General features: G+C 55.7%; 11 protein-coding genes and 1 pseudogene. 2 read left to right on the top strand and 10 right to left on the bottom strand.

Translation table 11 applies throughout. From position 1 onward, the window contains the following. Positions 1-38: 38 nt before the first annotated feature. Positions 39-2060, bottom strand: coding sequence for an excinuclease ABC subunit UvrB (gene uvrB / locus ACA373_RS00260; protein WP_301251296.1), 2022 nt, complete (start codon positions 2058-2060; stop codon positions 39-41). Between the two features lie 897 nt (positions 2061-2957). Between uvrB and ACA373_RS00255 the strand changes: the two genes are divergently transcribed. Beyond that, positions 2958-3674 (top strand): ABC transporter ATP-binding protein, encoded by a 717-nt coding sequence (locus ACA373_RS00255; RefSeq protein WP_253454835.1) that lies wholly within the window; start codon positions 2958-2960, stop codon positions 3672-3674. Between the two features lie 35 nt (positions 3675-3709). On the opposite strand, the gene bioD is transcribed toward ACA373_RS00255, so the two are convergent. The 4 genes from bioD to bioB are packed head-to-tail and all read right to left on the bottom strand — an operon-like array spanning position 3710 to position 7299. Next, complete coding sequence (bioD, locus tag ACA373_RS00250; protein WP_253454836.1) at positions 3710-4381, bottom strand: dethiobiotin synthase; 672 nt, start codon at positions 4379-4381, stop codon at positions 3710-3712. After that, positions 4374-5132, bottom strand: a complete 759-nt coding sequence (bioC, locus tag ACA373_RS00245) for a malonyl-ACP O-methyltransferase BioC (RefSeq protein ID WP_370733836.1) — start codon at positions 5130-5132, stop codon at positions 4374-4376. The genes bioD and bioC overlap by 8 nt, the downstream gene beginning before the upstream one ends. After that, positions 5113-6267 (bottom strand): 8-amino-7-oxononanoate synthase, encoded by a 1155-nt coding sequence (gene bioF, locus ACA373_RS00240; protein WP_253454838.1) that lies wholly within the window; start codon positions 6265-6267, stop codon positions 5113-5115. The genes bioC and bioF overlap by 20 nt, the downstream gene beginning before the upstream one ends. Then, entirely contained in the window at positions 6268-7299 is a 1032-nt protein-coding gene (gene bioB / locus ACA373_RS00235; RefSeq protein WP_253454839.1) for a biotin synthase BioB, read from the bottom strand. Between the two features lie 86 nt (positions 7300-7385). On the opposite strand from bioB, the gene bioA reads away from it, so the two are divergent. After that, the gene (gene bioA, locus ACA373_RS00230) at positions 7386-8675 is read left to right on the top strand and encodes an adenosylmethionine--8-amino-7-oxononanoate transaminase (RefSeq protein ID WP_370733835.1); all 1290 of its coding nucleotides are present in this window, start codon (positions 7386-7388) and stop codon (positions 8673-8675) included. Between the two features lie 9 nt (positions 8676-8684). Here bioA and ACA373_RS00225 read toward each other — a convergent pair whose 3' ends face one another. From ACA373_RS00225 to ACA373_RS00205, 5 genes and pseudogenes are all read right to left on the bottom strand, one after another. Then, positions 8685-9722: a fimbrial protein gene (locus tag ACA373_RS00225; RefSeq protein WP_253454841.1), complete on the bottom strand. Its 1038-nt coding sequence runs from the start codon at positions 9720-9722 to the stop codon at positions 8685-8687. Positions 9723-9759: 37 nt separating this feature from the next. Further along, a complete protein-coding gene (locus ACA373_RS00220; protein WP_370734440.1) occupies positions 9760-9990 on the bottom strand; it encodes a FimD/PapC C-terminal domain-containing protein in 231 nt (76 codons plus the stop codon). A gap of 33 nt (positions 9991-10023) precedes the next feature. After that, a pseudogene (locus ACA373_RS00215) lies at positions 10024-12234 on the bottom strand (fimbria/pilus outer membrane usher protein); the annotation flags it as partial. Between the two features lie 23 nt (positions 12235-12257). Next, positions 12258-12998 (bottom strand): molecular chaperone, encoded by a 741-nt coding sequence (locus ACA373_RS00210; RefSeq protein ID WP_370733834.1) that lies wholly within the window; start codon positions 12996-12998, stop codon positions 12258-12260. 69 nt (positions 12999-13067) lie between these two features. Beyond that, positions 13068-13667 carry a fimbrial protein gene (locus ACA373_RS00205; protein ID WP_253454844.1) on the bottom strand — a complete coding sequence of 200 codons (600 nt, stop codon included), beginning with the start codon at positions 13665-13667 and terminating at the stop codon, positions 13068-13070. Between the last annotated feature and the right edge of the window lie 629 nt (positions 13668-14296).

The following is a 14296-nucleotide window of genomic DNA, read 5'->3' as shown; positions in this document are numbered from 1 at the left end:
GCTCCCAGGACGAGACGGCGACGGCCTGGTGCCGCGTCTCAGGAAGCGGCAATAAACAGCTCGCGTACCTGATGCAGCTGATCGCGTACGTTGGCGGCCTCTTCGAACTCCAGGTTTTTGGCGTGCTCCTGCATTTTCGTTTCCAGCTCGCGGATACGCTTCTGCAACCCTTTTGGCGATAAATCGACCACCGCCGCATCGTCCTCCACCACATCGCGAGGCGATTTAAGGCGTTTCGGTTTATTTTTGTTGATGCCCTGGCCCAGCTCCAGAATGTCGGCGATCTTCTTGTTGAGCGCCTGCGGCACAATGCCTTTTTCCTTGTTGTAGATCTCCTGCTTCTCGCGGCGACGTTCAGTTTCGCCAATCGCCCTTTCCATCGACGGCGTAATTTTATCGCCGTAGAGAATAGCCTTGCCGTTAACGTTACGCGCGGCGCGACCGATAGTCTGGATCAGCGAGCGTTCGGAACGCAGGAAGCCCTCTTTGTCGGCATCCAGGATCGCCACCAGCGAAACTTCCGGCATATCCAGACCCTCACGCAGCAGGTTGATGCCGACCAGCACGTCAAACTTGCCGAGGCGGAGGTCGCGAATGATCTCCACACGCTCTACGGTGTCGATATCCGAGTGCAGATAGCGCACCCGCTCGCCGTGTTCGGTGAGGTACTCGGTCAGGTCTTCCGCCATACGCTTGGTCAGCACCGTCACCAGCACACGCTCGTCAATCGCCACGCGCTTGCGGATTTCCGACAGCAGATCGTCAACCTGAGTAGCGACCGGACGCACTTCGATCAGCGGATCCAACAGGCCGGTCGGACGCACCACCTGATCCACCACTTCGCCGCCCGATTTTTCCAGCTCGTACTTGCCTGGCGTAGCGGAAACGTAGATGGTCTGCGGCGCCAGCGCCTCGAACTCTTCAAACTTCATCGGACGGTTATCCAGCGCCGACGGTAGGCGGAAGCCGTACTCCACCAGCGTTTCTTTACGCGCCCGGTCGCCGCGATACATGCCGCCGATCTGCGGGATGGTGACGTGCGATTCGTCAATCACCAACAGGCCATCCGCCGGCAGATAGTCAAACAGCGTCGGCGGCGCCTCGCCAGGCCCACGGCCGGAAAGGTAGCGCGAGTAGTTCTCAATGCCCGAGCAGTAGCCCAGCTCGTTCATCATTTCTAAATCGAACTGCGTGCGCTGGGAAATACGCTGTTCTTCCAGCAGCTTATTGTTCGCCAGCAGCGTTTTACGGCGATCGGCCAGCTCGACTTTAATGTCTTCCATCGCCTGTATGATGCGCTCGCGCGGCGTCACGTAGTGCGTCTTTGGATAGATGGTATAGCGCGGGATCACCGAGGTGATCTGGCCCGTCAGCGGGTCGAAAATCGACAGCCGTTCGACCTCTTCGTCAAACAGCTCGACGCGCAGCGCATAGTCGTCCGATTCCGCCGGGAAGATATCGATCACTTCGCCGCGTACGCGGAAAGTCCCGCGCTGAAAAGCCTGGTCGTTGCGGCTGTATTGCAGCTCCGCCAGACGCCGCAGAATGGCGCGCTGATCGATAACCATGCCGCGCGTCAAATGCAGCATCATTTTCAGATAGGAATCCGGATCGCCCAGGCCGTAAATCGCCGACACCGACGCCACCACGATGACATCCCGACGCTCCAGCAGCGCTTTGGTCGCCGACAGACGCATCTGTTCAATATGCTCGTTAACGGAGGCGTCCTTTTCGATAAAGGTATCCGAACTGGGCACGTAGGCTTCCGGCTGATAGTAGTCGTAGTAGGAGACGAAATACTCCACGGCATTTTCCGGAAAGAATTCCTTCATCTCCCCGTAAAGTTGCGCCGCTAAGGTTTTATTCGGCGCCAGCACCATCGTAGGCCGATTGAGATCGGCGATGACGTTGGCAACGGTAAACGTTTTGCCCGACCCCGTTACGCCGAGCAGCGTCTGATGCGCCAGTCCATCCTGCAGCCCTTCTTCAAGGCGGCGAATGGCTTCAGGCTGATCGCCGGAAGGTTGAAAGGCGGAATTAAGTTTAAAGACTTTGCTCATTGCATGGCTACCTGATGATGAAAAGCGCGGACAGGGTGGTAATTTTACTCTGCTATGACGATTTTGCCAGCAAAAAATACTGGATATATCTCCAGTTATCGATTAGAACAAAGGGAAGGCAGCGCGCGTGTGGGCCAACAGCGTTGAACGGATGCTTAAGCGGCAAGAAAGTGAAGGGGTTATCCCCAGCCGGACTGAAACTTTAACATTTGTCAAGACATCCTGACAAAATGGCGCGGGCAAAATATGCTGCGATCCTTCCCCGCTTGATTTTCACTAACGCATTGAAATTTAATGCAATGTTATTTCAGCCGAGTTTAGCACCAACTCAAGCTTAAGCCGCGCCGGCTCTCGCCTTTTACAGGTTTTCAGTCATTCATACACATGGTTATCCACAGGAATGGTGGATAACTGATTTCAACGCCCAACCCGTCTGCTGTGTATAAAACGCAGCGTCCTGTGAGCGCGTACGCAAAAAAAATTTTTTCCTTAAATTTTTTACCTGTCCTGCGCGGTCTTGTCCGACCTGAAGCATACTTCTGCCTTCAGGGCTATCCCCATTAAGGCTTTTTTTTCAGCGGGTCGGGCGGCCGTTCTGCCTTACAGGCAGGCGCCTGCACCATAAATGTTGGGTTTACGGCACCATCAAAGTGCAGTCGGAAATTTCCGTCGGCAATTGTTAACCTTTTCTGACCAATTACCCGCCCTGCTTTCCTGATTTGCCGGTCGTTTTTTTCTGCATTTTAAAACCTGGCCTGCGAATTGCAGTTCCTGTTGACCGCCTCACGCTTTCAACATACTAGAGCGAGAAGCCCAAGCCATGGACGCTGCGTCCATGGTCAATCCTTCGTCACGCTACGAAGGCGCGCTCGAAAACTGTCTGGAGGAGAGTGTCAGATGCTGAGCTTACATGCGATAAATCAGTTTTACGGGCAGGATCATATTTTATGGGATGTGGATCTGGAACTGCCGCCGGGCACCTGTACGGGCGTGCTGGGAAGGCCGGGAATGGGGAAAACCACGCTGGTCAACTGCATTATGGGCCATCTGCCAATTAACAGCGGCACCATTATGTGGCAGGAAGGCAATCTGCCGCCGCAAAATCTGCTGCAGCAGCCGGTAGAAAAACGCGCGGCGCTCGGCATCGGCTATGTGCCTCAGGGGCGGCATATTTTCTCACAGCTCAGCGTCGAGGAGAACTTGCAGATAGCGCTGCTGGCGGGCGCAGGACAACAGCGCCATCCGGCCATTCCGCCGATGGTTTTCGATCTTTTTCCCGCGCTTTATTCGCTTCGTCACCGGCGCAGCGGCGAACTGCCGCTCGATCAGCAGCAGCAGCTGGCGCTGGCCAGAGCGCTGGTGCTCCAGCCGAAGCTGCTGATCCTGGACGAGCCGACGGAGGGCATGTCGCCGTGGCTGGAAGAGGAGATGGGGAATTTGATCCATCGGTTGAATCACGATTTCGGTTTGACCATTCTGCTGCTGGAGCAGCGGATCTCTTTTATCCGTAAGGTGGCGGACTATTTCCTGCTGCTGCATCGTGGGCGCAACGTGGCCCACGGCAGCGTGGCGCAGCTGGATGAGAGAATAGTCAACACCTGGCTGACCGTTTAGTCATGCTCTCCGGCGCGCTGCCTGAGGGCATCGCCTTATTCCGGCAGGCGCACGTAGTGACCAAGCCGGTCAAAATCGGCGCTGTCGGTGAGATAAGGGATTTCACCCAGCAGCGGCGCGGGCAGCCGCTGTTGCAGCGTCGCCATGTATTCCGCATGACGCCTGCCCGGCGGCTGCACCGTATTGGCTATCCAGCCAGCCAGACGCAGACCGCTGGCCGTGACGGCCTGCGCCGTCAGCATGGCGTGATTGATGCAGCCCAGCTTGACGCCGACCACCAGCACCACAGGCAGCTGTTCCAGCGTCACCCACTCCGCGAAGGTCGTCGTGGCTGAAAGCGGCGTAAACCAGCCGCCCGCGCCTTCGGTCAGCACCCACTCCGCCTGCTCGCGCAATGCCGCCAGGCCAGCCGAAAGCTGAGTAAACTCAATGGGCCTGCCCTCTTCCGCGCTGACGATATGCGGAGACGTCGGCTCCAGAAAGGCCAGCGGATTGATCTGCTCATAAGGCAGCGTCAGCACGCTGTTGCGCTGTAAAGCCAGCGCGTCGCTGTTGCGGATACCTTCCGCCGTCATTTCACAGCCGGAAGCAACGGGCTTATAGCCTACGCTGCGCAATCCGGCGGCGCGGGCAGCCTGCAACAGCGCGGTACTGGCGACCGTTTTCCCTACTTCCGTATCCGTTCCGGTAATAAACCAGCTACTCACAATCAATCACTCCATACAGCAGATGATAGCTGAGCAGGAAACCGCGCTCGTCGCGCGGCCAGCTCTGCGCCAGCTGACTCAGATGATGACGGCTCAGCAGGCCGTCACGGCGGCCCTGATGCAGATGCGTGGCGCCGATGCCCTTCAGTGAACGCAGCGCGCCGAGCACGTCCGGGAAAGCCAGCGTCTGCGTCTGCGCCTCCAGCCGAAGCCCGAGCGAGCTTCCTGCGTCCGCTATTTGCGCCTCGCTCAGAAAACGGTTAACGGGCGCGGGCAGATCCAGCGCCTGCCAGGCCTGGTTAAGCTCGTTCAGCGAGCCGGCGGCCAGCGTTGAAAACAGCACCTGGCCGCCAGGCCGGGTCACGCGGCGCATTTCGGCCAGCGCCAGCCGTAAGTCGCTGCACCATTGCACGGCAAGGTTGCTCCAGCACACGTCGAAGGCGGCATCGGTAAAAGGCAGCGCTTCGATATCGCCCAGCTGATAGGCGTCGGCGGTGTCGCCAAGCCGCGCCTCGTTCAGCATGGCCGGAGAAAGATCCAGCGCGGTGACCCTGTTGCCCGCACTGCGCCAGCGCTTGCTGAACCAGCCCGGCCCGCAGCCCGCATCCAGCACCTGCTTTTGCTCACGGCCGCGCGCCAGCGAAAAGAGTGCTTCGCCGCTCAGACGCTGCAGCTCCGCGTGCCGGTTGTAGCTCTGCGCCGCCCGGCCGAAGGCTCTGGCGATCGCCGCTTTATTGACCGTTTGCGTCATGCAGCGCCTCCAGCAGTCGTTGAATATCTTCTTCCTGATGCGCCGCGCTCAGCGTGATGCGCAGCCTCGCCGTTCCCGGCGGCACGGTGGGCGGGCGGATAGCCGTTACCCAGCATCCCCTTTCCCGCAGCCGTTCCGCCAGCCGCAGTGCCGCCTGCTCTTCACCTACCAGCAGCGGCTGAATAGCCGTTGAAGAAGGCAGGATCGCCAGCCCGCCAGCCGCCGCACCTTCGCGAAACAGGCGGATATTCTTTTGCAGCCGCGCGCGCAGGTCGTCGCCCTGCTGTACGGCGCGTAAAGCCGTCTGGAGCGCGAAAGCCTGCGCGGGCGGCATCGCCGTGCTGTAGATCAGATGACGCGCGAACTGCAATAGGTAGTCCGCCGTCTCTTCGCTACAGAGCACTGCGGCGCCGCTCAGCCCAAATGCCTTGCCGAAAGTCACGATCAGCAGTTCCGGACGCACGTTCTGCTGCCAGCAGCTGCCGCGCCCCTGCTCGCCCGTTACGCCGATGCCGTGCGCATCGTCCACCAGCAGCCAGCCGTTGTGCAGAGCGGTAAGCTGATGCAGCTCTTGCAGCGGCGCGCTGTCGCCGTCCATGCTGAAAACGCCTTCCGTCACCACCAGCGTTTCGCCGCCGTCGGCAGGGCTGAAGAGTTTCGCCAGCGCTTCCGGCTGATTGTGCGCAAAGCGGCGCAGCGTAGCCGGACTGAGCGAGGCCGCTTCCAGTAGCGAAGCGTGCGCCAGGCGATCGGCGAAGATGCGATCGTTTTTCTGCAGCATTGCGGCAATGATTGCCTGATTCGCCGCAAAGCCTGAAATAAACAGCAGCGCGCGCGGATAGCCCAGCCAGTCGGCCAGCTGCTGCTCAAACGCCTGATGAGGCGCGCCATAGCCGGTAACGTGACCCGATCCGCCTGCGCCGACGCCGTAGCGTTCGGCCCCCTGCTGCCAGGCGGCGATAACGTTCCGATCCCGGCTCAGCCCCAGATAGTCATTAGCGGAGAAGTTCAGGTAGCGACGGTCGTTCACGCACAGGGTGCGCACGTCGTCGTGCTGGCTGACGCGGCGCTGGCGAAACTGCTGCTTCTCCCGGCGCTCCGCAAGCGCCAGGCTGATGCGTTGTTGCCAGCCCATTTACACGGCCGCGTTATAGAACTGGTCGGTATCGGCATTCAGCAGCTGACCCGCCAGCGCCTGCTGCTGCTCGTTGTCGCCCGCTTCCGTGGTGGTGTGCGCCGGATTCAGGCCCAGCTTGCGGAACAGGATCAGATCCTTGTCCTCTTCCGGGTTCGGCGTGGTCAGCAGCTTGCAGCCGTAGAAAATCGAGTTGGCGCCAGCCATAAAGCACATCGCCTGCGTCTGCTCGCTCATCTGCTCGCGGCCGGCGGAAAGACGCACGTGGGAGGTCGGCATCATAATGCGCGCCACGGCGATGGTGCGGATAAAATCGAAAGGATCGACATCGTCGTTGTCGGCCAGCGGCGTGCCTTTGACCTTGACCAGCATGTTGATCGGCACGCTTTCCGGCGGCACCGGCAGGTTAGCCAGCTGCACCAGCAGACCGGCCCGATCGTTAACGGTTTCGCCCAGGCCGACGATGCCGCCGGAGCAGACTTTAATGCCCGCGTCGCGTACCTTGCCCAGCGTGTCCAGGCGCTCCTGATAGCTGCGGGTGGTGATAATGCTGCCGTAGAATTCCGGCGAGGTATCCAGGTTATGGTTGTAGAAATCCAGCCCGGCGTGCGCCAGCCGCTGCGCCTGCTCATCGCTCAGCGTGCCCAGCGTCATACAGGTTTCCAGCCCCATTGCTTTAACGCCTTTGACCATCTGCTCCAGATAAGGCATATCGCGTTCGTGCGGGTTTTTCCACGCCGCGCCCATGCAGAAGCGGTCAGATCCTGCGGCTTTGGCTTTGCGGGCAGAGGTCAGCACCTCTTCCACTTCCATCAGGCGCTCCGCTTCCAGGCCGGTTTTGTAGCGGGCGCTCTGCGGACAATATTTACAGTCTTCCGGACAGGCGCCGGTTTTGATCGACAGCAGCGTGCTGACCTGCACCTGACGCGGATCGAAATGTTGACGATGCACCTGCTGCGCTTCAAACATCAGCTCCAGAAAAGGCTTGTCGAAAAGGGCCTGGGCCTGGGCGACTGTCCAGCGATTTGCCATTGCTTGCTCCAAAAGAAAAGATCTCATGTTCATTTTACGGTTATACTTGTAAACTAAATTTTTTAATTTTGGTTTACAAGTATTTTATGACCCCTCTCGACCTCGCTTTTGACCGCGACCATATCTGGCATCCCTACACGTCAATGAGCAAACCGCTGCCGGTGTATCCGGTGGTCGCGGCCTCTGGCACCTCGCTGCAGCTGGCTGACGGCCGCGAGCTGGTGGACGGCATGTCTTCCTGGTGGGCAGCTATCCACGGCTATAACCATCCGCGCCTGAACCAGGCGATGCACGCGCAGATCGAGCAGATGTCGCACGTGATGTTTGGCGGGATCACCCATCCTGCGGCCGTGGCGCTCTGTCGTCGTCTGGTAGAGATGACGCCGCAGGGGCTGGAGTGCGTTTTTCTGGCGGATTCGGGCTCGGTAGCCGTTGAGGTTGCCATGAAAATGGCGCTGCAATATTGTCAGGCGCGCGGCGAAAGGCGTCAGCGCTTTCTGACGCTGCGCAACGGCTATCACGGCGATACCTTTGCCGCGATGTCGGTATGCGATCCGCAGAACTCCATGCATTCGCTCTATCAGGGCTATCTGCCGAACCACCTGTTCGCCGCCGCGCCGGGCTGCGGGTTCGACGATGAGTGGCAGGAAAGCGATATCGCCGATTTTGCCCGTCTGATTGGCGAACAGGCGCACGAACTGGCCGCGGTGATCCTGGAACCCATCGTGCAGGGCGCGGGCGGAATGCGCTTCTATCATCCGCGCTATCTGCAAGGCGTGCGCGAGCTGTGCGATCGCCACAACGTGCTGCTGATAGCCGATGAAATCGCAACAGGCTTTGGCCGTACCGGCAAGCTTTTCGCCTGCGATCACGCCGGGATATCGCCTGATATTCTGTGCGTTGGCAAAGCGCTGACCGGCGGCACCATGACGCTTTCCGCCACGCTGACCACGCGCGAGGTTGCCAATACCATCAGCAACGGCGAGGCGGGCTGTTTTATGCACGGCCCGACGTTTATGGGCAATCCGCTGGCCTGCGCGGTGGCCAGCGAAAGCCTGGCGATGCTGCAGGAAAATCGCTGGCAGCAGCAGGTAAGCGCGATTGAAGCGCAGCTGAAAGCCGCGCTGCTGCCGCTAAAAGCGCAGCCGGAAGTGGCGGATGCCAGGGTACTGGGTGCGATTGGCGTTATCGAAACTCGTCGACCGGTGAATATGGCGGCGCTGCAGCGCTTTTTCGTTGAGCGCGGCGTCTGGATCCGTCCTTTCGGCAGGCTTATCTATTTGATGCCGCCTTACGTTATCGAGCCGGAAGCGCTGCAAAAGCTGACGACAGCGATAGCGGCGGCGGTTGCCTGCCCCACGCTGTTTTTATCCTGACGACGGCGATCAGTCATAGTCAAAATAAATAGTCGCGGTGGCAACGACCGACCCTGGACTGAGATTAGCCGGATCGAACACCTTATAGGCAGCGTTCAGGTTAATGGCGCTGGCATGAATGTCGGCGCCTTTGGTAATCGACAGCAGCGAAGTGGCTTCACCTGCCGCCGTCCCGCCTGACAGAGAAACGGCCTTACCGGCGCTGTCGCTCAAGACGATGCCGACGCCCTGCGAGCTGGAGCGGCTGTTACGCATAATCTGCTGGCTGTTCTCCACCAGGTCGGCGCTATAGAGCCAGGCATTAACCGAACGCGTAGCGCCACCCGCCAGGGTTGCAGAGCAGCTGATCGGCAGCGTAAAAGAGGTACTGTCGGTGGCAATGCCGTTACGCAGCATATTCAACGACACCCTGGGTAGCGTCACCTGCTGATCCGGCATTTCACAGGTGGTTTCCGCCGGGTTAAAGGTCACCGTCAGGGACTGATAGCCCAGGTAATCATTGTTCCAGTTGCCCGAAGCCGCCACTTCAGCCGCCTGCTCCACCGTAGGCGTGGAGCCAATAAAGTTGGCGTTATGCATCACCATGGTCACGATCTCCGCGCTCCCGGCGTCGGTCACCTTGTAAAATTTGCTGTCGGTTACGCCCGGATCGCTGTCCAGTAAGGTGGCGGTAAGCTGATAGCTAAAATCCGAGCCTTGCAGCGTTCTGTCGCCGTTTTCATAATCTATCTTTTCGATAAATCCACTGGTCTGAAGTTTTATCCAGCGTGCCGTGCCCGCTGCGTTAACAAACTTCACCCAAAAGCCATTTTGTATCGGGCTGACAAAGTGCACCGCGTTGCTATTGAAAATAAGATAGCATGTTACCGGCACTGACCAGGTTGCCGTTCGGGTTTCGCTGTGGCTATCCTGCGCGGTCAGCAAACCTGAAAGGTTCAGGCTGTCGTTGGCCTTTACCGTCGAACCGCTTATAAGGGTACAGCCCGCCTGCACGCCTGCGGAAACAGCGCACAACCCGAGCAGTAACGCTATCCAGTATTTTTTCATGATGACTCCCTGAAAATGAATGCGGCGCCTTTTCTGCTTAGCGCACGCAAAAAGAGGTCTGCGCCGCGTTGGCTAAATGGATCCGGCACGTTTTACTTTCCTGCCCTTCCGTCAGCTGCACGTGCAGCCATTCGGGGAGCTGCTTCGCTTTGAGATAAATCAGGCTGCCCTGCGCTACGTAGCCCAGCGAGTTGCCTTCTGCATCGGTGACGCCGGCCCCAAAAGGCAAAGGCTGCCCGTTATCAAACAGCGCTTTGAAGGTAAACACGGCACGCGTGTCGGTTTTATATTGCACATAGTTAATGCTGCCTGCCCAGGGCGTCACGCGTCCGATATTGCCCAGCAGTTCGCCCTCGCTTTCACCGCGAGGGTTATCCAACAGATAAGTGTTCATACGGTAAGGCGTGACGGAAGGAACCAGAACCCGGCCTGCGCGGTTGGTTCTCATATTGGGATTGCCGTTGACCGTGGCCTGAGCAATACCCGGCGCGTCCAGGATCACAAAAGTATTGCCCGTGTTGCCTGAAGCCAACACGCCATCGCGCCAGAGTACGGCGCTGCCGCTGGCGCCTATGCCAAGCTGGCGGAAATCGCTCGCCTCGCTGTACTGACCCGTTAACTTTGCATAAGGCGTGCGCTAGGCGCTGTAGGCCCCAAACTTTGCGCTGTGTCCGGTACGGTCATGGCTGAAGTTAAGGCTGTAGTCCAGGCTTTCCAGCGAGCTGTTGACCCCGGCTTCCATACCGCTATATTTACCGTCCTGCGACGAGGTACGCAGCGTGACGCTGTGGCGGTTGCCGGACAGAGAGAGTGGAATAGTAACGGCCAGGTCGATCCGCTGCTCATCGTAGCTTTTGCTGCTGTAACGCCGCTCTTCTTCGCTGCCGTCATATTCATAATGATTGCGGCGAAAGGCCAGGCTCCACGTCGCTTTTTTGTACAGGTTGCTGTAGGTCAGGCTGTATTGCTTTAGCATGCGATCGCTGTTCCAGTACTGACGCCACAAGCCGTCAATCGCAATCCGTCCCCAGCCCGGCGGCAGGGTCTGATCGAGGTTAACGCTGAAGCTCTGTTTGCTTCGCAGGTATTGCTTACCATTCTCCTCACGCGCTAGCGCATTGGTTTGTACCGTGTCATACAGGGAAAGATAGCGCGCCGTATTGTAATAGTAAGTCGCCAGCGTCAGGTTGGTTTTGGTCATAAAGAAGCGGCTGTAAGCTAATTTCCAGCGCTCTCCCTGCATCGATTCCCCACTGTTCAGATGCGCGCGGGCCATGTCCACATTGGTTGAAAATGATCCGACCCGTGGCAAACTGAACGCGCCGCCCAGCAGAAAAGAAGCATAATCCTGGCTTAGCGTGGCGCCGCTATAGAGCGTCAGATAGTTATTAATGCCGTGTGAGCCATTGCCCTGAACAAAGGCCGGGTGTAAATCCACGTCATGCAGCTGAACGTTACCCGCCGTTAACAGCCACTCTGACGAGCCGCTTCTCAACATATCGGAAACGGTAGAGTAAGGGACGGTAAAACGCTCGGTGATGCCGCCAGCGTTGGCAACTTCTACCGTGAGATCGCTGCGCGATCCGCCAGGCATAAGATCGTCAATAACAAAAGGGCCCGGCGGCACGTTTGTTTGATAAATGGCGCTGCCGTTTTGATAAACGCTGACTACGGCGTTCGCCGTGGCGTTACCGCGAATAACCGGCATATAGGTACGATAAGAATCGGGATACATGCGCTGGTCTTGTTTTAAGGTGATGCCGCGAAAACGTACGTTATCGAACCAGGGCGAATTGGTATAGCTGTCCCCTATCCTGAATAACGAATTAATAGCTGGCAGCGCGCGTTCGACATAGCGGGATTGCGTATTCCATTCTCCCTGGCGACTACGCGTACGTTGAAACTGGCTGTTATCGACCAACTGCCAGTGGGCTAAATTAATGCCGCTGCTGAGCGAAAGAAAAACGTTATCCGCATTGCCATCGTTGTTATGCTGTTGGAGGTTATTATAGCTGAGGCTGTAATTGGTAAAAGCGCCATTAATCCCTGCATCCCACAGTTCCGGCGCGATCCAGCGGCGATCTTTTTTATCTATCCTGGCCTGAGGAATAGTCAGATTCAGGCGCAGCATTCCTCTGTTAAGCGTGGCCTGTCCGCCGTAAAGTATTTCGGCTACCGGCACCCACTCTTTTTTAGTTATCGCTTTTTTATCAATATATTTAATTGGCAGAGCTTTAAGCGTTGCGCCTGACAGCCAGAAAGCTTCCCCTGAATCCACTTTCACCGGAAAATTACCGCTCCAGCTGCCGTTAATATAAATATCCAGATCGTAAACTCCGGATAAAATGGTCTGCCCCTGATTATTCCAGTCAGCCTGAGAAGAATCCCCTACCATCAAACTGGTATTGAATGTTTCAGCCGCGTTGACTACAGAGCAGTTCAGAATAATACAGGTGAGATAAAATAGCTTTCCATAGCCTGTTGGGGCAAGCAAATTTACTGTCGCCTTCATTATTTGCTCCTGAATAATTCCTTTTATTTTACTAAATCAATTGTAACAGGGACTCTGCTGCCATAGTCGTCAATATAAGTCAGCTGATACTTGCCGCCTGAAGCGGATACTTTTCCTGCATCAAGAGGCTGACAGGTAAAAGGCGGTACCGAAACGGTTTTACTAATCAGATTATCCTGTTTTTTTCCTTGCTGAACGCGCGTGCTTTTTCCGTCCCATCTCATCAGCTGTATGGCAGTCAGATAAAAAGGCGATGCATTATTGATGCAGACATTCTGGTTTTTCCTTTTCAGGCTCAGGTACCGACCAATATTTTCAGGCGAGATCTTTAGTCCTGCCGGACGCCAAAAAATTTTTATCCGGCTGCGTATAGCGACCTGCATATAGTTAGCCGCCGCATCCAGCTTTTTCGGTACAGGAGGAATATCCAGCACGTTCAGCCAGTACAGCGACTCGCGATCTTTGGCCAGGGTTCTGACCTGATCGTTGTGATTAATCCTTAAAACCTGGCCATCGTTACCCTGAATTTTTACCACCGGGGGAACCACCATAAAGGGCGTTGAGATGTTTTCAGGCTTTTCGTTTTGTCTGCCGTCATCTATCCATGCCTGCACCAGATGCTGTTCTTTACTTTTATTGATTAGCTGCACTGAAACACTTTTAGCGTCGGCAGGAAAGATCACGCGGGTTGAATTAATAATAACATTGGCGCTGGCGGCGCAGCTGAAGACATAACAGACGATAATAAGCAAAAACTTTTTCACAAACACTCCTGAAATGCCGTCCGGAAGAGACAGGAAAGCCGACGCTCTCCTGTCCGGGTGCAAGGTAGATTATTCGTAGCTGAACGTATAAGTTGCGGTAGTCACTACTGAACCAGTAGAAACGTTGCTGCCGCCGTAGTTGTAATAATGCGCGTAAAGATTAATGTCGCCTGCCGCAGCCGTATCGTAATTCCCACTGGCAGCGGATTGGCTTGTAGCCAGTCCTGTTGCCAGAGCCTCGTTCATTTTTACCAGATCGCTACCGTTTTTAGTGATGGCGATACCGACACCTTCGGCTGAACCCGATTCGTTTTTCAGGTAATTCATATCATCAGAAACATTGGCGCCGGTGAAGACAATATTCAACGACTGTGCGGCCGTGCTGGCGTCATCAAAACCGCTACAGCCCGAAACGGTAATCGTAAAAGGCGTGGCGCTGCTGCCGATCACGCCTGGCGTGGTGCCCATGTCTTCTTTAGTGACAGGCGACACGTTAACGGTAAAGTCCGACCCGCTATTCGTGGTGACATTACAGGTTGTGTCGCTGACCGCGCCGTTAAAGGTAATAGTGCCCCCGGCGACAGAGGTGCCGGTTGCTGCATATACGCTGCCAGTAAAAAGGGTACCCGCCATAGCGGTAGCTAATAATAATTTTTTAAATTCTTCCATAAATTCCCTCTACTTCACATGTTTATGTGGCTGACTTTTTAGATATAAATTCATCAGGAACATTCCAGCTCAGGAATATAGCATTCCTTAAGAAGGCCCCGAGCCTTATTATCGCCCTATTTCTAATTTCTTGTAAATAGTTTTTAGGACAAATCTAATTAAACAGTCCCATCAAAAAGCTTAGCTATTGTTTAGATAAATAGTAAATTATGTTAAGGGTAACGATAAAAATAAATATAAATACATTAATTAACTAACAATACTCTTAAGTTAAACTAAGTTTTGTCAGAAGATTCATAATTTATACCTAAAATTCTGAATTTCTCGCCCGGACAATAATTAAAACATTGTTAATGAAACGCACATCTTCATCAGGAAATACGCAATAACTAACCTATTTATATCCCAATACAAGCTCTATTTTTGCGTTAATTATATGAACGCTTTTACATTGATTGCGCGATAAAGCTTTTAAAAATTGTTAATAATAATTGCGTTGCCGCCCCGGTTTTAACCCACAGGCAAGCAGAAAAAGATTAAAAAGCCTCACTAAATTTCAGTGGCGCTGTTTTACCTGTTTTACGGCCCAGAGCAAAGCGAGCACGAGACATATGCACTACGCTTTTTAC

Origin of the sequence: Erwinia sp. STN24 (assembly GCF_041320675.1) — a bacterium.
Classification (GTDB): domain Bacteria; phylum Pseudomonadota; class Gammaproteobacteria; order Enterobacterales; family Enterobacteriaceae; genus Erwinia; species Erwinia aeris.
The sequence above is the reverse complement of the archived record's forward strand: the minus strand, read 5'-3'. Positions and strand labels throughout refer to the sequence as shown.